The organism is Curtobacterium sp. MCBA15_007 (genome assembly GCF_001864905.1).
GTDB classification, from domain to species: domain Bacteria; phylum Actinomycetota; class Actinomycetes; order Actinomycetales; family Microbacteriaceae; genus Curtobacterium; species Curtobacterium poinsettiae.
On record NZ_MJGM01000087.1, the window covers coordinates 108,338 to 132,731 of the forward strand.

General features: G+C 72.9%; 19 protein-coding genes and 1 tRNA gene. 16 read left to right on the forward strand and 4 right to left on the reverse strand.

Translation table 11 applies throughout. The features are described 5' to 3' along the window. Nucleotides 1-5 precede the first annotated feature (5 nt). From proB to BIU95_RS16815, 12 genes are all read left to right on the forward strand, one after another. On the forward strand, nt 6-824 hold the full coding sequence (gene proB / locus BIU95_RS16760) for a glutamate 5-kinase (protein WP_082046875.1): 819 nt from the start codon (nt 6-8) through the stop codon (nt 822-824). 797 nt (nt 825-1,621) lie between these two features. Continuing rightward, a complete protein-coding gene (locus tag BIU95_RS16765; protein ID WP_071252308.1) occupies nt 1,622-2,887 on the forward strand; it encodes a glutamate-5-semialdehyde dehydrogenase in 1,266 nt (421 codons plus the stop codon). Between the two features lie 40 nt (nt 2,888-2,927). Further along, a complete protein-coding gene (locus BIU95_RS16770; protein ID WP_017885971.1) occupies nt 2,928-3,128 on the forward strand; it encodes a hypothetical protein in 201 nt (66 codons plus the stop codon). Between the two features lie 11 nt (nt 3,129-3,139). Beyond that, nucleotides 3,140-3,739: a nicotinate-nucleotide adenylyltransferase gene (gene nadD / locus BIU95_RS16775; RefSeq protein ID WP_082046874.1), complete on the forward strand. Its 600-nt coding sequence runs from the start codon at nt 3,140-3,142 to the stop codon at nt 3,737-3,739. After that, nucleotides 3,736-5,253 (forward strand): hypothetical protein, encoded by a 1,518-nt coding sequence (locus BIU95_RS16780; protein ID WP_139179882.1) that lies wholly within the window; start codon nt 3,736-3,738, stop codon nt 5,251-5,253. The genes nadD and BIU95_RS16780 overlap by 4 nt, the downstream gene beginning before the upstream one ends. Before the next feature lie 132 nt (nt 5,254-5,385). Next, on the forward strand, nt 5,386-5,760 hold the full coding sequence (gene rsfS, locus BIU95_RS16785; RefSeq protein WP_017885969.1) for a ribosome silencing factor: 375 nt from the start codon (nt 5,386-5,388) through the stop codon (nt 5,758-5,760). A gap of 108 nt (nt 5,761-5,868) precedes the next feature. Next, nucleotides 5,869-5,941: transfer RNA gene (locus BIU95_RS16790), tRNA-Ala, on the forward strand. 82 nt (nt 5,942-6,023) lie between these two features. Beyond that, nucleotides 6,024-6,947 (forward strand): aldose 1-epimerase family protein, encoded by a 924-nt coding sequence (locus BIU95_RS16795; RefSeq protein WP_071252312.1) that lies wholly within the window; start codon nt 6,024-6,026, stop codon nt 6,945-6,947. Next, the gene (locus BIU95_RS16800; protein ID WP_071252314.1) at nt 6,926-8,443 is read left to right on the forward strand and encodes an anthranilate synthase component I family protein; all 1,518 of its coding nucleotides are present in this window, start codon (nt 6,926-6,928) and stop codon (nt 8,441-8,443) included. Before BIU95_RS16795 ends, BIU95_RS16800 begins: the two co-directional genes overlap by 22 nt. A 73-nt stretch (nt 8,444-8,516) precedes the next feature. Further along, on the forward strand, nt 8,517-9,356 hold the full coding sequence (locus tag BIU95_RS16805) for a hypothetical protein (RefSeq protein WP_231564060.1): 840 nt from the start codon (nt 8,517-8,519) through the stop codon (nt 9,354-9,356). After that, the gene (locus BIU95_RS16810) at nt 9,353-10,981 is read left to right on the forward strand and encodes a DNA polymerase Y family protein (protein WP_082509671.1); all 1,629 of its coding nucleotides are present in this window, start codon (nt 9,353-9,355) and stop codon (nt 10,979-10,981) included. Before BIU95_RS16805 ends, BIU95_RS16810 begins: the two co-directional genes overlap by 4 nt. 37 nt (nt 10,982-11,018) lie before the next feature. Continuing rightward, nucleotides 11,019-14,429 carry an error-prone DNA polymerase gene (locus tag BIU95_RS16815; RefSeq protein ID WP_042538478.1) on the forward strand — a complete coding sequence of 1,137 codons (3,411 nt, stop codon included), beginning with the start codon at nt 11,019-11,021 and terminating at the stop codon, nt 14,427-14,429. 82 nt (nt 14,430-14,511) lie between these two features. Here the strand turns inward: BIU95_RS16815 and BIU95_RS16820 are convergent, their stop codons facing one another. Continuing rightward, complete coding sequence (locus BIU95_RS16820) at nt 14,512-16,023, reverse strand: cell wall metabolism sensor histidine kinase WalK (protein ID WP_017885963.1); 1,512 nt, start codon at nt 16,021-16,023, stop codon at nt 14,512-14,514. Continuing rightward, nucleotides 16,020-16,697 carry a response regulator transcription factor gene (locus BIU95_RS16825; RefSeq protein ID WP_017885962.1) on the reverse strand — a complete coding sequence of 226 codons (678 nt, stop codon included), beginning with the start codon at nt 16,695-16,697 and terminating at the stop codon, nt 16,020-16,022. The genes BIU95_RS16820 and BIU95_RS16825 overlap by 4 nt, the downstream gene beginning before the upstream one ends. 170 nt (nt 16,698-16,867) lie before the next feature. Between BIU95_RS16825 and BIU95_RS16830 the strand changes: the two genes are divergently transcribed. Next, nucleotides 16,868-17,200 carry a hypothetical protein gene (locus BIU95_RS16830; protein WP_071252316.1) on the forward strand — a complete coding sequence of 111 codons (333 nt, stop codon included), beginning with the start codon at nt 16,868-16,870 and terminating at the stop codon, nt 17,198-17,200. A 67-nt stretch (nt 17,201-17,267) separates the two neighbouring features. Here the strand turns inward: BIU95_RS16830 and BIU95_RS16835 are convergent, their stop codons facing one another. Next, nucleotides 17,268-18,362 carry an aromatic acid exporter family protein gene (locus BIU95_RS16835; RefSeq protein WP_083389450.1) on the reverse strand — a complete coding sequence of 365 codons (1,095 nt, stop codon included), beginning with the start codon at nt 18,360-18,362 and terminating at the stop codon, nt 17,268-17,270. Nucleotides 18,363-18,442: 80 nt separating this feature from the next. Here BIU95_RS16835 and BIU95_RS16840 point away from each other — a divergent pair, with 80 nt between their 5' ends. Both BIU95_RS16840 and BIU95_RS16845 read left to right on the forward strand, forming a co-directional pair. Further along, the gene (locus tag BIU95_RS16840) at nt 18,443-19,687 is read left to right on the forward strand and encodes an aminoglycoside phosphotransferase family protein (RefSeq protein ID WP_071252320.1); all 1,245 of its coding nucleotides are present in this window, start codon (nt 18,443-18,445) and stop codon (nt 19,685-19,687) included. Between the two features lie 531 nt (nt 19,688-20,218). Next, the gene (locus BIU95_RS16845) at nt 20,219-22,345 is read left to right on the forward strand and encodes a DEAD/DEAH box helicase (protein WP_042538474.1); all 2,127 of its coding nucleotides are present in this window, start codon (nt 20,219-20,221) and stop codon (nt 22,343-22,345) included. 101 nt (nt 22,346-22,446) lie between these two features. Here the strand turns inward: BIU95_RS16845 and BIU95_RS16850 are convergent, their stop codons facing one another. After that, nucleotides 22,447-22,719, reverse strand: coding sequence for a mycoredoxin (locus BIU95_RS16850; RefSeq protein ID WP_027464730.1), 273 nt, complete (start codon nt 22,717-22,719; stop codon nt 22,447-22,449). 58 nt (nt 22,720-22,777) lie between these two features. On the opposite strand from BIU95_RS16850, the gene BIU95_RS16855 reads away from it, so the two are divergent. Continuing rightward, nucleotides 22,778-24,307 carry a CYTH domain-containing protein gene (locus BIU95_RS16855; RefSeq protein WP_071252323.1) on the forward strand — a complete coding sequence of 510 codons (1,530 nt, stop codon included), beginning with the start codon at nt 22,778-22,780 and terminating at the stop codon, nt 24,305-24,307. Nucleotides 24,308-24,394: the final 87 nt, after the last annotated feature.

Sequence of the window (24,394 nt, forward strand, 5' to 3'; positions counted from 1 at the left end):
GCGGCATGACCGACACGACCGCCCGCACCGACCTCGGACCCGTCACCCGGCGCGAGGACATCCCGCGTGCGCGGCGGATCGTGGTCAAGGTCGGCTCGTCGTCGGTCAGCGGTGACGCCGCCGGGCAGATCGGCCCGCTGGTGGACGCCCTGGCGGCGGCCTACGGGCGGGGCACCGAGGTGGTGCTCGTGTCGTCCGGTGCGATCGCGACCGGGTTCCCGTTCCTCGGGCTCCAGGGGCGGCCGGACGACCTGGCCACGCAGCAGGCGGCGGCGGCCACCGGGCAGAACGTCCTGATGTTCCGGTACCAGAAGGAACTCGACCGGCACGGTGTCGTCGCGGCGCAGATCCTGCTCACGGCGGGCGACCTGCAGAACCCCACGCACCGGGTGAACGCCCAGCGCGCCATCGACCGGTTGCTCGCGCTGCGAGTGCTGCCGATCGTGAACGAGAACGACACCGTCGCTACCCACGAGATCCGCTTCGGCGACAACGACCGGCTCGCGGCCCTGGTGGCTCGGCTGCTCGGTGCCGATGCCCTGGTGCTGCTCTCCGATGTCGAGGCGCTCTACACGGCACCCCCGGAGCAGCCCGGTGCGACCCGCATCGACGAGGTGCCGTTCGGCGACGAGCTGGCCGGGGTCACCTTCGGGTCGATCGGCACGGCCGGCGTCGGTACCGGGGGAGCGGGGACCAAGGTCGCCGCTGCGCGGCTCGCGGCCGAGGCGGGCACCGCGGTGCTCGTGACCGACACAGCGCTGGTGGACCGCGCCCTCGCGGGCGAACACGTCGGCACCTGGTTCCACGCCGCGCCGCGCCCCTGAGGCCGGGCCGGGCCGCGCGACTGGCAGGGACTGGTCACGACTCCCCGTTGTGACGTCGTCGACTGGTCGGGGACCGTCGGCGCGGGCGTCGCGGAGCGACGGTCTGCGACCGCTCGGCGGGCGGGGGACGACGTGTCGTGACCGGCGGGTCCAGGCAGTCGACGGGGTGGACGCGACCGCCTGGAGGGCCGGTGCGGGTGTCGGGACCGGTGGCGGGCCTCCGGGCGGTCACGACTCCCCGTCGGGTCACCGGCGCGTGGTCGGGAGCCGTCGTTGCGGTCACCGCTGGGCGACGGTCTGTGACCACTCGGAGGGCGGGGGACGACGTGTCGTGACCGGTCGGCGGGGTGGACGCGACCGCCTGGAGGGCCGGTGCGGGTGTCGGGACCGGTGGCGGTCCTCCAGGCGGTCACGGCTCCCCGTCGGGACGGCGCCGACTGGTCGGGGACCGTCGGCGCGGGCGTCGCGGAGCGACGTTCTGCGACCGCTCGGCGGGCGGGGGACGACGTGTCGTGACCGGCGGGTCCAGGCAGTCGGCGGGGTGGACGCGACCGCCTGGAGGGCCGGTGCGGGTGTCGGGACCGGTGGCGGGCCTCCGGGCGGTCACGACTCCCCGTCGGGTCACCGGCGTGTGGTCGGGAACCGTCGTTGCGGTCGCCGCTGGGCGACGGTCTGCGACCGCTCGGCGAACGGGGGACGACGTGTCGTGACCGACCGGAACGGCGGACCGGGCCTGGAGGCGCGGTGAGCGTCCGGCAGGCCCGTCACGACCCCGGTGGCGGACCTACAATCGGTCCATGTCGTCGATCGCGCCCGCCCCGACCCTGACCGACAAGCTCGTGGCGGCACGCGCCGCCTCGTCGGCGCTCGCGACCGCCACGACCGCGGTCAAGGACGCGGCCCTCGCGGCGATCGCCTCGGCGGTGCGTGCAGCGACGGACGAGATCGTCGCCGCCAACCACGACGACCTCGTCGCGGGTGAGGACGGCGGCCTGTCGTCGGGGCTGCTCGACCGGCTGCGGCTCGACCCGGTCCGGATCGAGGCCCTGGCTGCCGCGGTCGAGCACGTCGTCGGGCTCACCGACCCCGTGGGGGAGCACGTGCGCGGGTCGCAGCTGCCGAACGGGCTCCAGCTCACCCAGGTGCGTGTGCCGTTCGGTGTCGTCGGGGCCATCTACGAGGCACGCCCGAACGTCACCGTCGACATCGCTTCGCTCGCACTCAAGTCGGGCAACGCCGTCGTGCTCCGCGGTGGATCGGCGGCCCAGCACACGAACGCCGTGCTCGTCGCCCGGATCCAGGACGCGGTCGAGTCGGTCGGACTGCCCCGCGACCTGGTGCAGACCATCGACGAGTTCGGCCGCGCCGGCGCCACCGAGCTCATGCGTGCCCGCGGGCTGGTCGACGTGCTGATCCCACGGGGGAGCGCCGCGCTCATCCAGACCGTCGTCACCGAGTCGCAGGTGCCCGTCATCGAGACCGGGGCAGGCGTCGTGCACGTGTTCCTCGACGCGTCCGCGCCGGAGCAGCGTGCGGTCGACATCGTGCTGAACAGCAAGGTGCAGCGACCGAGCGTGTGCAACGCCCTCGAGACCCTGCTGGTGCACGAGGCGGCGGCCGAGCGACTCCTGCCGGTGCTGGCCGACCGGCTGCGGGCATCCGGCGTCACGCTGCGCGGCGACGACGCCACCCGGGCGATCGTGCCCGGGGTGCTCCGAGCCACCGATGCCGACTGGGCGACCGAGTCGATGGACCTCGACCTGTCGATCCGCGTCGTGCCCCACGTCGACGCGGCGATGGCGCACATCGCCCGGTGGTCCACGCACCACACGGAGTCGATCGTCACGAACGACGTCGACACCGCCGAGCGGTTCCTGGCGAGCGTCGACTCGGCGGTGGTGATGGTGAACGCCTCCACTCGGTTCACCGACGGCGGTGCGTTCGGCTTCGGGGCCGAGGTCGGCATCTCGACGCAGAAGCTGCACGCGCGCGGTCCGATGGGGCTGCCGGAGCTCACGAGCACGAAGTGGATCGTGCGCGGCTCCGGGCAGATCCGCGGCTAGACTGAACGGCGTCTTTCCCCGACCGAACGGAGCACGAACGATGACCCTCCTCGCAGAAGCTGCTGAGCACGCCTCCGGGGCGCCCGCGTTCGTGTTCCCCATGGTCGGCGCCCTCTTCTTCATCTTCCTCGGCTTCGTGACCTGGAGCTTCCGCGACGTGGCGTACCGTCACTCCCAGAAGTTCGAGGCCACCCGCCACAACGAGTCGGGTGTCGACGAGTTCGGTCACACCAAGATCTGACCGACCACTCGATGCTCGAGACCACCGGACGGCCACGCATCGGCGTGATGGGTGGCACGTTCGACCCCATCCACCACGGGCACCTGGTCGCGGCGTCCGAGGTGGCGCGGGCGTTCGACCTCGACGAGGTCGTCTTCGTCCCCACCGGGCAGCCGTACATGAAGTCCGACGTCACCGACGCCGAGCACCGGTACCTGATGACCGTCATCGCCACCGCGTCGAACCCGATGTTCACCGTCAGCCGCGTGGACATCGACCGTCCGGGGCCGACGTACACCGTCGACACGCTGCAGGACCTGCACGAACAACGACCGGATGCCCAGCTCGTCTTCATCTCGGGCGCAGACGCCGTTCAGCAGATCGTCGACTGGAAAGACCATGATGGACTCTGGGACCTGGCACACTTCGTCGCCGTGACGCGTCCGGGACACGCCTTGAGCATCACCGGATTGCCCGAGCGGGACGTAAGCTTGCTCGAGGTCCCTGCACTGGCCATATCGTCGACGGATTGCCGTGACCGGGTTCGACGGGGTTCCCCCGTCTGGTACTTGGTTCCCGACGGTGTCGTCCAGTACATCTCCAAGCACCATCTGTATCGGAGCGTTGCATGAGTTCGTCCGACGCGCAGCCGCCCCTGTCGCGGCGCCAGGCGCGCGAGCGGGAGCGTGCCGCCGCGGCCGGTTCGCAGCCCGCGACGCCGCCCCCGACCGTCGCCACGCCCGCGGCCGAGACCCCCGAGTCCCGTCGTCGCCCCGGGTCGCACGTTGCCCCCGCACCAGGCGGCCCTGCCCAGTCGTCCACGCCGGGTTCGGCGCAGGATGCCCCGGGCTCCGCGCCGTCCGTCCCGGTGTCGGCGCCCGCGGCCGGTGTGCCGCCGTTCCCGCCGGCGTCCGCGACCGAGATCGTCCCCGGCAGCGGTGGACTCACCCGTCGGCAGATCCGGCAGCTCCGCGCCGCCGAGCGCCAGGCGGTCCTGCCGGTCCCGCTGCAGAACCCCACGCCGCAGTCCTCCGACCGCACCGTCGAGGACGTCATCGGCTCGGTCGACACGATCGACCCCGCCGCGGCGCAGCAGAGCACTCCGGATGCCGAGGCCGAGCGCGACGAGCAGTCCGTTGCGCCGACGGTCCTCGACCAGGCCGCGGTCGCGCAAGCCACCGAGGCCGACGGGTCCCCGGACGCGATCGAGGCCCTCGACGAGGCCGCTGCGCATGCCGAGGAGCCCCGCCGCCACCGCTCGACGTGGTCGCCGCCCGCCGACTCCGACTCGGACGGCACCCACTCGGACGGCACCGAATCGGACGCCACCGACTCGGACGCCACCGACCCGGACGCCACCGCACCCGAGGCGTCGGTCCTCGACGCCCCGGCGGACGACGCGACCGACGATGCCCAGGCCGACGAGACGCCCGCCGACGCTCCGGCCGGGTCGGCCGACACCGCGCCCGGGTCGCGGCCCGCCGTCACGCCCGTCCCGATCCCGACGAACGCCGCAGCAGCGACCCCCGCGGTGTTCCCGCTCTCGCTCGACGCCGAGGACGACGACACGAACGAGGTCCCGCTGCCCGGCGCCGTGACCGAGGCCCCGAAGGCCCCCGCCGCGTTCCAGCGGCCCACCGAGCCGAAGCCGGTGACCACGGCCTTCGCGCCGCCCGCCGGCCACTGGTCGCAGCAGGCGCACGACTCGAACGACTCCGAGGTGCACGACGCCGAGACCGGCACCCGCCGCGTCGCCGTGACGAACACCAACGCGATCATCCTGCCGAACTCGGCCCTGGCCGACCCGACGGGTGCCCTCAACGCGACGGGCGAGGTGATCCTCACCGGATCGATCGACCTGCCGGCGTCGCTGTCGTCGACCGGGTCGCACCGTCCGATCGACGGGGCCGAGGTCGACCGCCTGCTCGAGCAGCAGGACGAGCAGCCCGAGACCGACGCCAGTCCGGTGCGGGCGAGCCGTGCGGTGTCCAGTCACACCTCGACCCGTCAGGTCGTGCTCGCCGCCGCCAAGCCGAAGGAGTCGCGAACGCCGCTCATCCTCGGTGTCGCGCTCGGCTCGGTCGGCATCGCCGCAGCGGCGGTCATCGTCGTCGCCCTCGTCACCACCCATGCGTTCGGCGGCTGACCGCTGCCGTCCCCGACGACCGTTCTCCACCACCCCGCCGACCCCGGCCTGGCCGCTGTCGGCGGGGTGGCTTATGATCGTGACCCATCAAGCGAACCGGCTGTCCGTCGGTTCGACGACCGGAAGGAATCCGTGACCGCCTCCACTCGCGCACTGGAACTCGCGCAGGCCGCAGCACTCGCGGCTGACGCCAAGCAGGCCGAGGACCTCGTCGCTCTCGACGTGACCGGGCCGTTGCAGCTCACGGACGTGTTCCTGCTCGCAACCGGTCGGAACGAGCGCAACGTGCAGTCCATCGCCGATGCCGTCGAGGAGCGCCTCCTCGAGCTCGGTGCCAAGACGCTCCGCCGCGAAGGCCGTGCCGAGGGCCGCTGGGTCCTCATCGACTTCGGCGACGTCATCGTGCACGTCTTCCACGACGAAGACCGCCAGTACTACTCGCTCGAGCGTCTCTGGGCCGACTGCCCGACCATCCCGCTCGAGCTCCCGGTGGACCACACCGCCTGATCAGCGACGCGCCCGGGTGGCGGCTTCGATTTCGTTGCCCGGCGTTCGCATGGTGTACGCTTCTATGGTGCCTCCGGGGAACCGGTTGGTGCAGAAGCAACACGATCTGGGTCTGTGGCGCAGCTGGTAGCGCACCTGCATGGCATGCAGGGGGTCAGGGGTTCGAGTCCCCTCAGATCCACCCGAAACCCCCGTCGTTCCTCGGAACGGCGGGGGTTTTCTCGTGCGCCGATCGCCACCCGGTGGCCCGATACGCTGAGCGCATGAGCAACGACGCGCCGCTGTCCGGGTCCCCACTGACGATCGCCTCCGCCGGCTACACGGCCGACATCGCCACGGTCGGAGCGACGCTGCGGACCCTGCGGCACGAGGGTCGTGACCTGGTCGTGCCGTTCGACGCCGACCAGGTCCGTCCGGTCTTCCGCGGCGCCGTCCTGGCTCCGTGGCCGAACCGGATCGTCGACGGCGAGTACTCCTTCGGCGGCGTCGACCACGAGCTGGCCCTCACCGAGCCGGCACGGCACCACGCCCTGCACGGACTCGTCGCGTGGACCGACTTCCGGGTGCAGGAGCAGGCGGACGACCGGGTCGTGCTCGCCACGACCGTGCAGGCGCAGGAAGGCTACCCGTACCGCGTCGAGGTCACCGTGGAGTACCGGCTCGACGCCGAGGGGCTGCACACGACGATCACCGGGACGAACACCGGGGCCCAGGCCGCGCCGTGGGGCACCGGCCCGCACCCGTACCTCGTGGCGGGTGCCGGCACCGTCGACGACTGGACCCTGACGCTCCCCGCCGCCCAGGTGCTCGAGGTGACGCCGGACCGGCTCATCCCGACCGACCTGGTCCCCGTCCACGACGAGTTCGACCTGCGCACGCCCACGCTGATCGGCGACCGGTTCATCGACCACGCCTTCACCGGGTTCGACCGCGACGCCGGCGGACTCGCCACGATCGCCGTCACGGCGGCGGACGGTCACGGGGTCCGTGCGACCTTCGGGCCGGAGTGCGGATGGGCCCAGGTGCACACCGCTGACCACGTCGTGCCCGAGTACCACCGCGCGGGTCTCGCCGTCGAGCCGATGACGTGCGCGCCCGACGCCTTCAACGACGGCGAGGACCGCGGCCTCGTGGTGCTCGCCCCCGGTGCCTCGCACGCCGCCGCATGGACGATCGCCGCGGTCTGACCGACCCCGACCCCGGCGTCCGCGTCGAGGTCCGCCGACTCGACCCCGTCCCCGACCTGGCGGCCCTGGCGGCGCGGGTCTCGGGGGACCTGGTGTGGCTCGACTCCGGGCTGCCGGACGGTGCCCCCGCCACGGCCCGGCCCCGGGCGCGCTGGTCCGTGCTGGCCTGGACGGACGGGCCGTTCGCCGCTCGGTTCCGACACCAGGACCGCCGTGCGCACCTGACGGTCGCCGCGCCGGCCGAGGGGTGGTTCGGGCGGGTTCGTTCCGAGGGCCGTCCGGCCTTCGCGGTGCTCGCGGACCTGCTCGGCCGCACGCCCCGTCTGTCCGAGCCGCTCGACGGGTGCGGGTTCGCGCTCGGGTGGGTCGGGTTCCTCGGGTACGAGCTCGGCCGCGAGTCCGACGGCCCGGACCGCACCGCCGACGGGCACGCCGACGCTGACCTGCGGTTCGTCGACCGTGCCCTCGTCGTCGACCACACCGGTGACGCGTGGGCGCTGGCGCTCGTCGCCGACGCCGAACCGGAGGCCAGTGCGCACAACCGTGCGTGGCTCGAAGACGTGACCGCCCGCATGCCGTCGGCCGACGTCGGCGACGCGGCCACGGGCCTCCCGGCCGGGGTGTCCGCGGCGACCGGACGCGTGTCGCGCGCCGCCTACGAGCAAGCGGTCGACGTGTGCCGTGCGGAGATCCGCGAGGGGAACGCGTTCCAGGTCTGCCTCACCACCGCCTTCGCGGTCGGCCAGGAGGCCCGTGGCGGCCCCGGTACGGACCCGCACCTGGACGAGTACCTGCGGATGCGGGCGTCGGACCCCGTGCCGTTCGGCGCGTACCTGCGGCTCGGCCCGCTGCGCGTGGCGAGCCGGTCGCCGGAACGGTTCCTGCGGATCGACGCGGCCGGAGCGGTGCTCGCGGAGCCGATCAAGGGCACCCGACGGCGACTCGCCGACGCGGCGGCGGACGCGGCTGCGCGGGACGACCTGGCGACGAGCCCGAAGGACCGCGCCGAGAACGTGATGATCGTCGACCTGCTGCGGAACGACCTGCTGCGGACGGCGGTGCCCGGGTCGGTGCACGTCGAGCGGTTGTGCGAGGTCGAGACGTACGCCAGCGTGCACCAGCTGGTGTCGACGATCGGGGCGGTGCTGCCGCCGGGGGCGTCACGGGCCGACGTGGTGCACGCGGCGTTCCCACCGGGGTCGATGACGGGTGCGCCGAAGCGCAGCGCCACGGCGATCGCGGACCGGCTCGAGGGGGCTCCGCGCGGGGTGTACTCCGGCGCGATCGGGTACTTCTCGGCGAGCGGGGCGGTCGACCTGTCGGTGGCGATCCGTAGCCTCGTGACCGTGCTCGACGCGTCGGGGGCGGTGTGTTCCCGGACGCTGGGAGCCGGGGGAGCGGTGACGTGGTCCTCGGTGGCAGCGGACGAGGCGGACGAGGTCGAGACGAAGACGCGGTCGGTGCTCGGTGCAGTGGGGGCGGCCGTCGGCTGGTGACCTGCCGCGTTTCGAACACGTGTTCGACACGGACTGTCCACAGATGTCGGACGCGATTGACATCATCGAACACATGTTCGAATATGAGGGCATGCAGACGGCGGCGGCACTCCGGTCGCCCACCCCGGACCGGGGCGGGCGGAGCGGTGCTGCACGTGGCGGCAGCGGTGCGGCCGGTGGCGGTGTGCGTCGCGGGTCCGATCACCTGGGCGACGCGCGGGCCGCGCTCGACCGCATCACGTCCCTGCGGTCCCGGGTGGCCGACATGGAGTCCACCCGGGTCGACACCGCCGGGCTCCCCACCGCCCCGGCGCTCGAACCCCTGCTGCCCGGCGGCGCGATCCGGGTCGGTGGCACCTACGCCGTCCCCGAGTCGGTGCTGCTCGCGATCACGATGCTGCAGGCGGCCTCGGCGGCCGGCGCGTGGTGCGCGGTCGTCGGGGTGCCGTCCTTCGGGATCGAAGCCGCCGCAGCCGCGGGGATCGACCTGGAGCGGCTCGTGCTCGTCCCCGATCCGGGCGACCAGTGGCTCGCCGTGACGGCGGCGATGGCCGACGTCGCGCAGATCGTCCTCACCCGACCGCTCGGCCGGGTCGTGCCGGGCGACGTGGCACGGCTCTCGGCCCGACTGCGACAGCGTGGTGGGGCGCTCGTCGCGCTCGGGTCCTGGCCCGGAGCGGACGTCACGCTGCGGGTCACGTCGTCGACGTGGAGCGGCATCGGACAGGGCCACGGCCACCTGACGGAGCGCCGGGCCACCGTGACCGCGACCGGGCGTGCCGGTGCGGTGCGTCCGGCGACCGCAGAGCTCCTCCTGCCCGCGGCCGACGGCGCGGTCCGGGCCGCGACGCCCGTGCCGACGGTGGGCTCCGGGGACACCCGTGTGCTGCGGCCCGTGGCGGTGGCGTCGTGATCGCCCCGGGGCGCGTCCGGACCGACGCGATCACCCGTGGGGCAGCACTGCCCGAACCACCCCCGACCCGGACCATCGTGCTCTGGTGCCCGGACTGGCCGGTCATCGCGGCTGCTCGGGCCGGTGGGACCCCGCCGGAGCAGCCCCTCGCCCTGACCGCGAAGGGGCTCGTGTTCGCGAGTTCGGCGTCCGCGCGAGAACAGGGCGTCGTGCGGGGACTCCGCGTGCGGGAGGCGCAGGCGCGGTGCCCCGAGCTCCTCGTGCAGCCCTACGACGACGCCCTCGACCACCGCGCGTTCGAGCCCGTCATCCGTGCGGTCGAGGCAGCGGTCCCCGGGGTGGAGGTGCTGCGGCCGGGCACCCTCGCGCTCCGCGCCCGCGGGCCGGCCCGGTACTACGGCGGTGAGCGAGCGGCGGCGGCGACCCTGGCCGGCATCGCGGCCGACCACGGCGCCCCCGCGGTGCGGGCCGGGGTGGCCGACACCCCGTTCGCGGCGGACCAGGCAGCCCGGGCGCGCCCGGTGCGTCCCGGTGAACGCGTGCGGCTCGTGCCCGTCGGGGGATCGGCGGACTTCCTCGCGCACCTGCCGCTCGGCGTGCTCGGCGACCCCGACCTCGCGACGGTGCTCGACCGGCTCGGCATCACCACGCTCGGCGACTTCGCGGCACTCGGCGACGAGCAGGTCCGCGACCGCTTCGGTGTGGCCGGAGCGTTCCTGCACCGGTTGGCCGCGGGCCGAGACCCGCGCGAGATCGCGGCGCGGGAGATCCCACCGGAACTCCGGGTCGAGGCGTCGTTCGAACCCCCGCTTGACCGTGCCGACCAGATCGCGTTCGCGTTCCGACGCTCCGCCGACGACTTCGCCGAGCGACTCCGGGCCGCGGGGCTCGTGGCGACGACCATCCGGGTGGGGATCGTCGACGAGCGTGACATCCTGCTCGAACGGACCTGGGCACACCCGCGCTGGTTCGACGCCGCCGACGTGGTCGACCGGGTGCGGTGGCAGCTCGCCGGCGGGGTGGACCCCAGCGGGCTCGAGGCACCGGTCACCTCGGTCGTGCTCGAGCCGGTCGCCGTCGACGACATGGCGAACCACGAGCGCGGGCTGTGGGGCTCCGGCCCGGACGAACGCGTGCACCACGGCCTCGCCCGGATCCAGGGCATGGTCGGCCACGACGGTGTGGTGAGTCCGCGCGTCGGCGGTGGCCGCACCCTGTCCGAGCGCGTGGTGCTCGTGCCGTGGGGCGACGCACCCGCGGGTGGTGAGCGCGCCCTGGCGACCGTCCGCGACCGTCCGTGGCCCGGCAAGCTCCCCGGTCCGCCGCCCGCCACCGTGCTCGAGCGCCCCCGACCGGTCGACGTGGTCGCTGCCGGTGGTGCGAGCGTCGACGTCGACGAGCGCGGCGTGCTGTCCGGCGCTCCCGAACGGTTCCGTGCCGAGGGCGACCGGGGCGGCGGCTTCTCTGCCGTGACGGCCTGGGCGGGTCCGTGGCCACTCGTCGTCCGGTGGTGGGAGTCCGGCGGCCGACGCCTGCACCGGCTGCAGCTCGTCGACGCCGAGGGGCGTGCCTGGTACCTGGTGCTCGCGGACCACCGCTGGTGGGCGGAGGCGATCGCGACGTGACCCCGACCCCCACCACCACCAACAGGAGCGTGTCCTGATGGGCTACAGCAACCCACCCGTCCCGTGGTCGCAGTTCGAGCGCGCGCTGTCCGACAAACGGAGCCCGGGCACCGCGCACGACGGCGACGGCGGCGACAGCCCGGCGTGGTCGCGGAAGCGCGAGCCGTACGTCCCGTCGCCGATCGACACCGACGGCGGCCCGGTCGTGCCGTACGCCGAACTGCACGCGCACTCGGCCTTCAGCTTCCTCGACGGCGCCAGTCAGCCCGAGCACCTGTTCGAAGAAGCCGCCCGGCTCCGGCTGCACGCCCTCGCGCTCACCGACCACGACGGCTTCTACGGGGCAGCCCGGATGGCCGAGGTCGCCGAGTCCTACCCGCAGGTGGGCACCGTCTTCGGCACCGAGCTGTCCCTGGGGCTGACCGAACCGCAGAACGGTGTGCCCGACCCCGAGGGCTCGCACCTGCTCCTGCTCGCCGACGGGCAGGACGGCTACCACCGCTTGGCCGGCGCGGTCACGAGCGCGCACCTGGCCGCCGGATCCGAGAAGGGCAGCCCGCAGTACGACCTCGACGACCTCGCCGCACGCGCGGACGGCCATTGGCGTGTCCTGACCGGGTGCCGGAAGGGCACCGTGCGGCAGGCCCTCGAGCAGGGTGGGGAATCCGCCGCCGACACCGCGCTCCGGGTGCTGCTCGACCGGTTCGGCAGCCGCAACGTCGTGGTGGAGCTGCTCGACCACGGCGACCCGCTCGACAGCGCCCGCAACGACGCCCTGGCCGCCCTGGCCACGAAGCACGCACTGCCCCTGGTCGCCACCGGCAACGTGCACTACGCCACCCCGGACCGGTTCCCGGTGGCCACCGCGCTCGCGGCGGTCCGTGCTCGCCGCAGCCTCGACGAGATCGACGGCTGGCTGCCCGCAGCCGACACCGCCCACCTGCGCTCCGGCGCCGAGATGGCCAGACGGTTCGGGCGCTACCCCGGCGCGGTCGAACGGACCGTGGAGCTCGCCGACGAACTCGGGTTCCGGCTGAAGACGGTCAAGCCCGGGCTGCCCGACCTCGACGTCCCGGATGGACACACCGCGATGTCGTGGCTGCGCGAACTCACCTGGACCGGTGCCCGGCGGTTCTACCCGGGCAGCGCCGACGGCGTCGAGCCCCGCAAGCGGGAGCGCATCGAACGCGAACTGTCCGTGATCGAGGAGAAGAACTTCCCCGGGTACTTCCTGATCGTGCGCGACATGGTGCAGTACGCCCGCGGCCGGGGCATCCTCTGTCAGGGGCGGGGTTCGGCGGCGAACTCGGCGGTCTGCTACCTGCTCGAGATCACCGCGGTGGACTCGATCCGCTACGGGCTGCCGTTCGAGCGGTTCCTGTCGGCGATGCGCGACGAGGAGCCCGACATCGACGTCGACTTCGACTCGGACCGCCGCGAAGAGGTGATCCAGTACGTCTACGCCAAGTACGGCCGGCACAACGCCGCCCAGGTCGCGAACGTGATCACCTACCGGCCCAAGGGCGCGGTGCGCGACATGGCGAAGGCGCTCGGCCACAGCCCCGGACAGCAGGACGCCTGGTCGAAGCAGGTCGAACGGTGGGGTTCGGTGACCGAGAGCCAGGACCACGACATCCCACCGGCGGTCGTCGGACTCGCGAGCGACGTCCTCGGGTTCCCGCGGCACCTCGGCATCCACTCCGGCGGCATGGTGCTGACCGACCGCCCGGTGGGCGAGGTCGTGCCGATCGAACACGCCCGGATGGACGGCCGCACCGTGCTCCAGTGGGACAAGGACGACTGCGCCTACATGGGACTCGTGAAGTTCGACATGCTCGGGCTCGGCATGCTCGCCGCGTTGCAGTACTCGTTCGACCTGGCGGCAGAGCACTGCGGTGAGCGCTGGGAGATGCACTCCATCCCGAAGGAGGAACAGGGTGTCTACGACCAGCTCTGCCGCGCGGACACGATCGGGGTGTTCCAGGTGGAGTCCCGCGCGCAGATGGGCACCCTGCCCCGACTGCTCCCACGGCGGTTCTACGACCTGGTGATCGAGGTCGCACTCGTCCGCCCCGGGCCGATCCAGGGCGGCGCAGTGCACCCGTACATCCGACGGCGCACCGGCGAGGAACCGATCACCTACATGCACCCGGCGCTCGAACCCGTGCTCGAACGCACCCTCGGGGTCCCGCTGTTCCAGGAACAACTCATGCAGATGGCGATCGCGGTCGGCAACTGCTCCGGGGACGACGCCGACCTGCTGCGGCGGGCGATGGGGTCGAAGCGCGGACACGAGAAGATCGACCGGCTGCGGGACAAGCTCTACGCGGGGATGGCGGACAACGGCATCCACGGCGCCGACGCCGACGCGATCTACGCGAAGATCCAGGCCTTCGCGAACTTCGGCTTCGCGGAGAGCCACTCGATCAGCTTCGCCCTCATCGTCTACGCGAGCGCGTGGATGCGGCTGCACTACCCGGGGGCGTTCCTGGCAGCGCTGCTCCGGGCGCAGCCGATGGGGTTCTACTCACCGCAGACCCTGGTCGCCGACGCCCGGCGGCACGGTGTCCGCGTGCTGCGACCGGACATCCTGCGGTCCGGGGTGGACGCCACGCTCGAACCGCTGCCGGACGGGGACGCCCCGGTCGGTGCCGACGCCTGCCTGGCTGCCGAGCAGCCCCCGGTACTGCCGTTCGACAAGGCGCTCCCCGACGACACAGCGAGCCACCGTCGCGACGGTGCCTTCGCCGTGCGGCTCGGGCTCGCCGAGGTCGCGTCGCTCAGCCGGAAGAGCGCCGAGAAGATCGTCGCCGAGCGGGACACCAATGGCCCCTTCCGCGACATGTCGGACCTGGCCCGCCGGGTCGGACTCACGACGCCGCAGCTCGAGGCCCTCGCTGCCGCCGACGCCTTCGCCCCGTTCGACATCGACCGCCGCGGTGCGATGTGGTCGGCTGCGCAGGCCGCGGCCGAGCGTCCGGACCAGCTGCCGGACACGCAGGTGTTCGTGCAGCCGCCGTTGTTCGGTCAGATGACGAGCGGGGACGTGCTCATCGCGGACATGTGGTCGACGGGCATGACGACCGACGACCACCCCGTCCGGCACGTGCGCGACCGGCTCGCAGCCCGCCGGGTGCTCAGCGTGCAGGACACCGCGACCGCCGAGACCGGACGACGGGTCGAGGTCGGCGGGATCGTGACGCACCGGCAGCGTCCGGCGACCGCGTCCGGCATCACGTTCCTGAACGTCGAGGACGAGACCGGGCTGGTCAACGTCATCTGCAGCGTCGGGGTGTGGGGGCGCTACCGCCGGGTGGCGCGGGAGTCCCCGGCGGTGATCGTCCGGGGCATCCTCGAGCGGTCACCCGACGGCGTGGTCAACCTGGTGGCGGACCGCATCGAGCACCTGTCGCTGTCCGTCCGCACCCGGTCGCGCGACTTCCAGTGAGCGGTCCTGCGCCGGTGATCGGTCGTGCTCGGGTGAGCGGTCCTGCTCGGGTGAGCGGTACTGCTCGGGTGAGCGGTCGAGCTCAGCGCACCTCGGGCAGGGTGATCGTGACCTCGAGCCCACCGGCGGGCACGTTGCGGAGCGACGCCGTGCCCCCGGCGCGTTCCGCCACCGCGCGGACGATCGCGAGTCCCAGACCGGAGCCGCCCGGCAGGGCGCCGGCGCCCGTGGAGGGGTCGGGGTTCGGGCGGGACGTCCGTGCCTCGTCCGGACGCGTGAACCGGTCGAAGGCCACGGGGATGAACGACTCGGGTACACCGGGGCCGTCGTCGGTGATCTGCAGCACGCCCTGGCCGCCGGTGCTCCGCCAGGACACGAAGATGCCGCCACCGCGGGGGAGTGCGGCCACGGCGTTGCCCGCGATGTTCGTGACGAGCTGGGCCATCCCACCCGTGTCGATCCGGTAGCGCGGTTCCACGGTGCCGCCGCCGATGCCCGGGCCGGACCCGCCGACGGCGACCGGCGGCTCCAGGTCGAAGTCGACGGTGACGTCCTTCGCCGACGCGATGAGCCGGACGCGGTCGACCGCTGCCATCACCTCGTCGCCGAGGTCCGACCAGGCGGTCTCCGGCCGTCGGTCGCCGTCCTGTTCACGTTGCTCAGACTCCTCGATCCGCGACAGTGCGAGCAGGTCGTTGGCGAGCCGGGACAACCGCGCGACGCTGTGCTTGGCGCGTTCGATGTGGGCGGCGAGGGCGGCGGCGTCGTTGCCGTCGAGCGAGGCGAGGTCGAGCTGGGTCGTCAGGATGGCCAGGGGCGTCCGGAGCTCGTGGCTGGCGTCCGACACCATCTGGCGTTCACGCTCGGTCGCCTGCCGGGTCCGGGCCAGGAAGGCGTTAAGCGTCGTCGCCAGGGATGCCAGCTCGTCCCGGGCGGGGCCCACCGGCAGTTCGGCGCGCTCCGGGGCGACGGAGAGCCGTTCGGCCTCGCGGCGCATCCGGTTCACCGGACGCAACGCGGTGGTCGCGAGCACCCAGGACGCCACGCCGAAGGCGAGCAGGATCGCCAGGCCGGTCAACGACAGGGTCGTCGTGAGGTCGTCGACGACGATGGCCTCGGCCTGCGAGTTACGGGCGGCGACGACCGTCCACCGGCCGGCCTCGTTGACGGGGTGCTCCACGACGACGCGGTACTCCGAGCCGGATGCCGTGATGATCGAGGTGCCGGCAGGGGTGGACCGCAGACTGCCGAGCGCCTGCTCGACGCGGTCCGGCATCGTCGAGAGCACGATCTCGCCGGACGGGGACACGACGGCGACGAGCTGCGCGTTGCCCGGTGACGACAGGTCGGGATCGCTGTCGACCTCGAGCGTGGCGACGTAGGGGTCGGCATCGGCGTCGAGCAGCGTGCGGGTCGCACTCGCGACGACGCTCACCACCTGGAACCGCATCACCAGGACGAGCAGCAGGATCACGATCGCCGCGATCGCCGTCGAACCGATCGTGATCCGGGCACGCAGCGACAGCAGACGCAGCGGCCGGATCGGACCACCGCGTCGGTGGTCCGATCGTGGGGCGTCGTCGGCCCCGCTCACGCCCCGAGCAGATCCAGGCGGTACCCGCGACCGCGGACCGTGGCGATGGCGACGGTGGCCTCGTGCGCGGTGAGCTTCTTGCGGAGGTACGAGATGTACTGCTCGACCACGTTCGGGTCGACGTGCTGCGAACCGTCCCAGACCTCTTCGAGGATCTTCGGGCGGTCGACGACACTGCCGGCGGACCGGGCGAGCAGGCGGAGCAGGGCGAACTCCGTGGGGCTCACGGCGACGCGCTGGCCCTTGATCGAGATGCGGCGTGCCTCGGAGTCGATGGAGACGTCGCCGACCTCGATCGTGCGGGGAGCCCCGGCGGACTCACGACGGCCGAGCGCACGCAGCCGGGCGGTGAGCTCGGCGAAGGCGAAGGGCTTGGTGAGGTAGTCGTCCGCACCGGCGTCGAGCCCGAACACACGGTCGTCCACGGCGTCGCGCGCCGTCACGAGCAGGATCCGCACGGGGTCCTCGCGCTCACGGATCCGCCGGGCGAGCTCGAAGCCGGACATGCCGGGCATCATCACGTCCACGACCGCAAGGTCGAACGCCTGCTCGCCGAGCGCGATGAGCGCCTCGACACCGTTCTCGACCGCCGTCACGCGGTACCCCTCGGCCGCGAGTCCGCGCTCCATCAGGGCCCGCATCTCGTCGTCGTCCTCGACCACCAACAGCCGCATAGTGGACCTCCTCGGACCCATCGTGGCATCGAACCGTCGCCGAGGGCCGTTCTCAGGCCGAACTCGCTGAATCTCGTCACAGGACAGGGCGGAACGGTCTGTCCCACGTTCTAGGGACGTGAGCGTCGCTTGCTTCGTTGCTAGGCTCCGGCAGCGGACAGCGCGACCCGATGCGCCGCCCGCACTGGGGGATCATGAACGACTCGATCGACCACCCGGCAATCGTGCGCCTGCGCGCCGAACTGGACGCCGCGTGGAAGGGGATCGGCGCGCTCGCACAGCTGGAGGACGTACCGCGCGACCGCGTGGTCGCAGAGCTGCGGACGGCGGTGCCGGACGTGGCGAGCCGTGCCGCACGCGAGGTCGGCATCGAGGCCGTCGTCGCCGAGATCAACCGGTACGCCGACACCGGGGTCCCCGGTGCGACCGACGTCGTGCCGACCGAGGTGATCTGGTCCGACGTGGTGCGGACGGCGTCGGAGGCGGCTTGCGCGGCACGCTGAGGTGGACCCGGCACAACGCCTGCGCGGCACGCTGAGGTGGACCCAGCACCGCGCGAACGCGACGCGCCTAGTCGTCCTCGCCGAGCAGTTCCCCGCGCACCCGTCGGATGTCCTCGAGCAGCGCCCCGATGAGCACCCAGTGCCGGGAGTTCGGACGCACCACCTCGAGCGGCGCGGTGAGTGCCGGCTCCGAGGCCTCCGCCCACGGCTCGGCGTCCGGTCCGGGCGCAGCAGCGTCCGCCCCACCGGCCCCGGGTGCCGGGTCGAGCCGCGTCGACTCGACCCGCGCACTGAGCGCCCGCACGTCCGCCCCGATCCGCGCCACCTCGGTCGCGATGCCGTGCACCACCGGATCGTCCCGCAGGTCCGGGGCGGTGTTGTCGCGGATCGCCCGGGTCATGCCGGTGACCCGGGTCACCAGGATGCGCAGGTGGTCGGTGACCACCACGTCGCGGTCGAGGATCGTCCGGTGCCGGCCGCTGCGCGGGTTCATCGTCAGGGACTCGCGGGCCGACCCCAGGGACGCCTCGGCCTTGGCGTGCTGCTGCCGGAGGGCCCGGGCCGCGACGAGGGCCTCGTCCCAGCGTGCGCGGTCCCACCCCTCGGTCAGGCCGATCGCGATCCGCTCGAACGCCACCGCGGTGTCGCGGGCGAGCCGGGCGACGGCGAGGTGCGCCGGCTCGAGCAGGACGGGCGGCACGATGAGCGCGTTCACGACCAGGGCGACGATCGCACCGATCACGGTCTCGAGGATCCGGTCGGCGGAGTAGTTCGGCGTCACGACCCCGGCGGTGAGCACGAGCATCCCGCTGATCCCCACCTGGGTGGCCGACGTCGGGGTGAGCCGGAGCGCCCACGCGATCAGGATCGCGAGCACGATGACGAGCAGCACCACGAACACGCCGTCGCCGAGCAGCAGGTGGAACCCGGTGGCCAGCACGACGCCGATGACGACGCCCGCGCTCCGCTCGAGCCCCTTCACGAACGACTGGTTGATGCTCGGCTGCACCACGAGCAGGGCCGCGATGGCCGCGAAGGTGGGGAACGGCCCCTGGATCACCAGACGGCAGAGGAGCACGGCCGCCACCACCGCGACGGCGGTCTTCACGACCTGCAGGAACGGCGTGCGACTGGAGCTGCGGAGACGCGCGACCGGGTTCACACCGACCACGGTAGCCACCGGCCGCGCGCCGAGCCGTGCACGAACGCGACGAAACCCGTGCGACGCGGTTGACTGATGTCGTGTGGCCCAACCATGAGCGCGTCATCCCGCAGGCCTTCGCCGGCTCCGGGACCTCCGTGGTGGCCGCGCGGGCGCACTCCGTCGAACCGTCGGGCAACGGCTACCTGTACGGCTACGAGGTCGACACACTGGACCGCAACGGCCAACGCGCCACGGTCCTGACCTACGTCGACACCGGCGGCACCCACGACCAGAACAGCGCCATCGTCACGGACCCGGCGACGGGCGAACCGGTGTCGGTCTGGGCGTACCCGAACGATCCAGGCCTGCCGGTGCTGCCGCAGGTCACCTACCGCGACGCCGTCGCCGAGCTGCTGACCACCCTCGGCATGCCCGTCACCGACCCGGTGCTCACCGTCGCCGCGTACCGGCCCGGCAAACGTGCGGTGGTGCGCGTCGACGCCCCCGAGCGCACCCTGTTCCTGAAGATCGTCCGTCCGCACCGGGTCGCGCCGATCGTGCAGTCGCACGAGCAGTTCGTCGCGGCCGGCCTGCCGGTGCCGCGCGTGCTGTCCAGCCGTGGCGACGGCCTGCTCGTGCTCGAGCGCATCCGCGGCGTGCCGGCCGGCAGCCGCATCCGCGACATCGCCGACGACCCGCGCTTCGTGGCGTCGCTCGCGGCGTTGAGCGGCCGCGTCGCCACCGTGCCGATGACCCAGCAGGCCCGTGCCGACGCGATGGACCACGCCGACTGGCACCGTCGCACGCTCATCGCCGCCCTGCCGCGCGACGCCGAGGAGATCGACCACCTGTACGACGCCATCGGCCGCCGTTCCATCGGTTGGTCGAGCTCGACCAAGCAGGTCGTGCACGGCGACCTGCACCTGGAGCAGGTGTTCGTCGACGAGGACGAGCCGTGGCGCATCTCGGGCCTGCTCGACATCGACACCGCGGGCTGGGGGTTCCCGGTCCGTGACGTCGGAGCCGTCGTCGCCCACCTCGTGGTGACCGGGCTGTGGCACCGGTCCCGAGGCGACGCGGAGCGCGGCGCCGCCGCCGAGCGCCTCGCCGACGCGATCGCCCGCGACTGGGTCGCGCGCAACCCGCGCGAGACCGACCGCATCGGGCCCGCCATCGGCGCGCAGCTGCTCGCCCACGCCGGCGGCCAGGCAACCACCGGTTCCGCCAACGGGATCCAGACCGCCCAGCAGCTCCTCGCAGCGACGCAGGCCGCCCTGGCGGACGCGGCCCCGAGCCTCCCGACCGGCGCGTCGACCCGCCCGCGGTCCGCACCGCAGGCCTGACGGCTCGCGGCCCCGTCGCCAAAGCGACAGATCTGCGTGGAAGGTTGGCGGGAACTGTCGCTTTCGCGGGGTGGTCGGCGTGGGGGCCCGGGATCGGACGGGAGGCGCGGGTCGGGCCCGCAACGGGCCTCCCGTCCGCCGTCGCGACGCGCGCGGGCAACGCGGCGGTCGCCTCCGTCGGTGGTCCGGGAGTAAACTGAGCGCGCACGCACCGTGTTCCCGCGTGCCGCGTCGATTCCGGACGCAGCCGTCGATCACTTGATCGACGCGGGGACCGGGCCGTGAGCGCCCCGAGGGGGCACCACGTGCGTGTGACGACGCCGGATCCCGGCGCGGACCGTCCGAACCTGCTCCCGGCAGGTGCTCGTGTGGAACGGCTCGCGGGAGTCCACCGGACGTCCCGATGCGGGGACCGGCGATGCGGTGGGCCACGGTGGCCCGCGGCCGAACCGGAGCCGCGCCAGGCCCCGGTGCAGGACTTCCCGCCCCACGGGCGGATCGCCCCGACGTGTGGGCGGAACAGGAGGAGCGTTGGCTCGATCAGGCACCCGGCGTGCTGCCGGCGGGACGCGGACCGCGTCACGTCGCACCAGGCCGCTGGACAACGACGGCGTCATCCCCGTCCTCGCCCGCGCTGTGCGCGAGGTCGAGGCCGCGGCGCAGCGCGGACCACTCAAGGCGTCGAACCGGACGAAGTTCCAGGCGGTCGCCCTGCTGATGCGCGAAGAGCGCGCGCGGGTGAAGGCCGACACGGAGCTCACCGACGCGCAGCGCGCCGAACAGCTCAAGCGGCTCGACGGCGTGGCCACGATCCTGGCGAAGACGGCGGCGCGGGACACCAGCGTCATCCAGCTCCTCGCCGAAGAGGTGCAGGTGCCCGAGGCGACGCGCGCGGTCAAGCGCGACATGATGATCGCCGGTGGCGTCGAGCTGCAGCCGGAGGACCTCGTCATCGCGTCCGAGCCCGCCGCGGTGGTCGAGACCCCGGTGCGTGCCGTCGTGCCGCAGTCCGTCGTCCAGCGCCAGCTCGCGAACCCGTTCATGCCTCCGGACTTCGCCCTCGCCGACCAGCCCGTCGCGCACCCGCGCCGCCTGGCGAACTGGGAACTGTTCGGACCGCTGTTCAAGTCGTTCGAGTACGGCGCGGGCGGGGGAGCGGCGACGATGCCGCTGCCGGAGCCCCCGACGCTGCACTCGCGCTCGGGCACCACGCTCATGAAGCACCAGGCGGAGCTCATCACCGCCGCAGCGCAGGGGCACCGTACCTTCCTGCTCGCCGACGAGCCCGGCCTCGGCAAGACCGCGCAGTCGCTGCTCGCCGCCGACGCCGCGAACGCGTTCCCGCTGCTCGTCGTCGTGCCGAACGTCGTCAAGACGAACTGGGCACGTGAGGCTGAGCGCTGGGTGCCGAACCGCCGCGCCACGGTGATCCACGGGGACGGCAACGACCTCGACGGGTTCGCCGACATCGTCATCGTGAACTACGAGATCCTCGACCGGCACGCCGGGTGGCTCGGCAACTTCGGGTTCAAGGGGATGGTCGTCGACGAGGCGCACTTCATCAAGAACAAGGACTCGCAGCGCGCCCGGTTCGTGCTGCAGATCGCCGAGCGCATCCGGCAGCGCACCGCCACCCCGCTGCTCATGGCGCTGACCGGTACCCCGCTCATCAACTCGGTCGAGGACTTCCGTACCATCTGGGAGTACCTCGGCTGGATCGACGACAAGAAGCCGCGCGCCAAGCTCATGAACGAGCTCGAGGAGATCGGCCTGACCCCGGCCGACCCCGGGTTCTTCGTCGAGGCCCGCCGCGCCGTCATCGACCAGGGCATCGTCCGACGCCGCAAGGTCGACGTCGCCGCGGACATCCCCGCACGCCGGATCGCCGACATCCCCGTCGAGCTCGACGGCGACGAGGGCCGCTCCATCCGCGACGCCGAGCGCGAGCTCACCGCGAAGCTCGTCCGCCGGTACCACCAGGCGCTCGACGCCCGCACCGGGCAGGACCCGGTCGTCGGCATCGACCACAAGCTGGTCCGCCAGGTCGCGCGCTGGGAGCTCGAGGACCAGGACGCCTCGTCGACCGGCGAGAACGTGTTCTCGATGGTCCGCCGCATCGGCCGGGCCAAGGCCCAGCTCGCGGCCGACTACGCCGCGCAGCTCGCCTCGAACGTCGGCAAGGTCGTGTTCTTCGCGAAGCACCTCGACGTGATGGACCAGGCGGAAGAGGTGTTCGCCCGTCGTGGGCTGCGCACCGCCACGATCCGCGGCGACCAGACCCCCACGCAGCGCACGGCCGAGATCGACTCGTTCGTGAACGACCCCGACGTCGCCGTCATCGTCTGCTCGCTGACCGCGGCCGGCGTCGGCCTGAACCTGCAGGTGTCGTCGAACGTCGTGCTCGCCGAGCTGTCGTGGACGAGCGCCGAGCAGACCCAGGCGATCGACCGTGTGCACCGCATCGGGCAGGAAGAGCCCGTCACCGCGTGGCGCATCATCGCCGCGCAGACGATCGACACCAAGATCGCCGAGCTCATCGACTCGAAGGCGTCCCTGGCCGCCCGTGCGCTCGACGGTTCGGACGAAGCGGTCGTCGACTCCGGCGACATCCAGCTCGACGCGATGGCCGCGCTGCTGACCGAGGCGCTCGGCGGCTAGCGCAGGCGCGTCCGGACAGCAAAACACCGGTGTTTGCACTCTGAACCGCGTCATGCGCGTGTTCGGAGCGTGAACACCGGTGTTTTGCGAAGCGCCGCCGCTCAGATGCGGGACTGCACCTCGGCCAGGGACGGGTTCGTCGCCGTCGTCCCGTCGGGGAACACCAGCGTCGGCACCGTCTGGTTGCCGCCGTTGACCTCGGCGACGAGTTCCGCGGTACCGGGGGTCTGCTCGATGTCGACCTCGGTGAAGGGGACCCCGGCCTTCGACATCTGGTTCTTCAGCCGGGCGCAGTAGCCGCACCACGTGGTGGTGAACATCGTGACGCCGCCGGCTTCGGGCGTGAACTGCTCGCGGGTGATCGTGTCGCTCATCCCTGCAGGCTAACCCCGGGTGCGGGGAATCCGCGCAGTGCCTGGTAGACAAGACCGTGTGAGCCACACGCACCTCGAGATCGAGCGCACCTACGACCTGCCCGAGGGCGGTGCCCTGCCCGACCTCGTCGGCGCGGGCGGCATCCTCCGCACCGAGCACCAGGAGCCGTTCGAACTGGACGCGACCTACTGGGACACCGAGCGGTACGACCTGGTGGCCGCGCGGGTGACGGTCCGCCGTCGCACCGGTGGCCCCGACGCCGGTTGGCACATCAAGCGCTCCGAGTCGGACACGGTCCGCCACGAGCAGCAGTTCCCCCTGGCCGACGACGCCGACACGGTGCCCGACGAGGTCCTCGCCGCACTCTTCACCGAGCGTCGCGGCCGCGGGCTGCGTCCGGTCGTCCGGATCACCACCACCCGGACCGTCACTCGACTGCTCGACGAGGACGGCGACCAGATCGCCGAGCTCGCCGACGACCAGGTCACCGCCCAGCGCCTCGACGACGACGCCCCGGAGACCCCGCGCACCTGGCGTGAGGTCGAGGTCGAGACCGTCGACGGCGTCGACCCGCAGATCGCCCACGAGCTGTTCGCGGCCCTCGACGGACGCTTCGCGGCCGTCGGCGCCGGCCCCGCCGCAGTCGCGTCCAAGCTGGCACGCGGGCTGGCAGGAGCACCGGCACCGCGCCTCCAGACCGAGGAGAAGCCGGCCAAGGGCACGACCGCACGCATCCTGGCGAAGCGGGTGCGCAAGCTGCGCATCGCGCTGCTCGGCCAGGAGGCCCGGCTCCGCTCCGGCGACACGGCCGACCTCCGGCAAGCGGCCGACACCACCCTCGAGATCGCCGCGATCCTGGGCGCCTACCGCCCGGCGTTCCGCGACGGCGAGGCCGTCGACCGCGCCGCCGAGGCGGCGGACGGCCTGGCGGGCGTCACCGCCCGTGCGGCGCTGGCCGAGTACCTGATCGACCGGCTGCCGCGGGCGTCGTCGCCGGCGCAGGACGACCTGGTCGACGCGTTGACCCGTGAGCGGATCCTGGCCTCGACCCGTGAGCGTCGCGACCAGGCGGTGCGCGACGTCGTCGCGTTCCTGCACGGCGAGCCGTTCCTCGAGCTGCTCGACGCCCTCGACGACGCAGCCGAGCGTCCGGTGCCGACCGCGTGGTCGCTCCGCTCGCCGAAGCAGGTCGCCCAGGACGTCGGCGCCGACGTGAAGCCGCGCGTGCGCGAGCTCGTCCGGGCCGCCGTCGCCGACGACACCTCGGACACCGCCGCCGAGCGGGAGGCCGCCGACCGGAGCACCACCGAGGCCGCGTGGCAGGAGACGATGCGGGCCCGGATGGCGATGGACGTGCTCGGCGACGACGCGTTCCCACACGCGCTGTGGAAGCGGATCGGTACCGCCGCCGACGTGCTGACGGAGCGGGTGCGGTCGCTGCACGCCCTCGACATCCTGCGGGCGAACGCGGCGATCGCGGAGCGTGGCGGTGAGGGCACGTTCGGGTACGGGGTGCTCGCGGGGGACCGGGTGCGCCTGGCCGAGGAGTCCTACGACGAGGCGGTGCACGCGCTCAACCGCGTGTGAGCGGAGTGCGCGCGTTGCGTGCGCCGCTGTTCGCTTGGTGAGCAGAAGAGGTCGGGTCCCGCGTTCGGACCCGACCTCTTCTGCTCA

Bases quoted from the DNA above. Each gene is read 5' to 3' on its own strand.
- BIU95_RS16805 (WP_231564060.1), top strand. From the start codon at position 8,517: ATGTTCGAATATGAGGGCATGCAGACGGCGGCGGCACTCCGGTCGCCC.
- BIU95_RS16795 (WP_071252312.1), top strand. From the start codon at position 6,024: ATGAGCAACGACGCGCCGCTGTCCGGGTCCCCACTGACGATCGCCTCC.
- BIU95_RS16815 (WP_042538478.1), top strand. From the start codon at position 11,019: ATGGGCTACAGCAACCCACCCGTCCCGTGGTCGCAGTTCGAGCGCGCG.
- BIU95_RS16770 (WP_017885971.1), top strand. From the start codon at position 2,928: ATGACCCTCCTCGCAGAAGCTGCTGAGCACGCCTCCGGGGCGCCCGCG.
- BIU95_RS16830 (WP_071252316.1), top strand. From the start codon at position 16,868: ATGCGCCGCCCGCACTGGGGGATCATGAACGACTCGATCGACCACCCG.
- BIU95_RS16850 (WP_027464730.1), bottom strand. From the start codon at position 22,719: ATGAGCGACACGATCACCCGCGAGCAGTTCACGCCCGAAGCCGGCGGC.
- BIU95_RS16825 (WP_017885962.1), bottom strand. From the start codon at position 16,697: ATGCGGCTGTTGGTGGTCGAGGACGACGACGAGATGCGGGCCCTGATG.
- BIU95_RS16780 (WP_139179882.1), top strand. From the start codon at position 3,736: ATGAGTTCGTCCGACGCGCAGCCGCCCCTGTCGCGGCGCCAGGCGCGC.
- BIU95_RS16800 (WP_071252314.1), top strand. From the start codon at position 6,926: ATGGACGATCGCCGCGGTCTGACCGACCCCGACCCCGGCGTCCGCGTC.
- proB (WP_082046875.1), top strand. From the start codon at position 6: ATGACCGACACGACCGCCCGCACCGACCTCGGACCCGTCACCCGGCGC.
- BIU95_RS16765 (WP_071252308.1), top strand. From the start codon at position 1,622: ATGTCGTCGATCGCGCCCGCCCCGACCCTGACCGACAAGCTCGTGGCG.
- nadD (WP_082046874.1), top strand. From the start codon at position 3,140: ATGCTCGAGACCACCGGACGGCCACGCATCGGCGTGATGGGTGGCACG.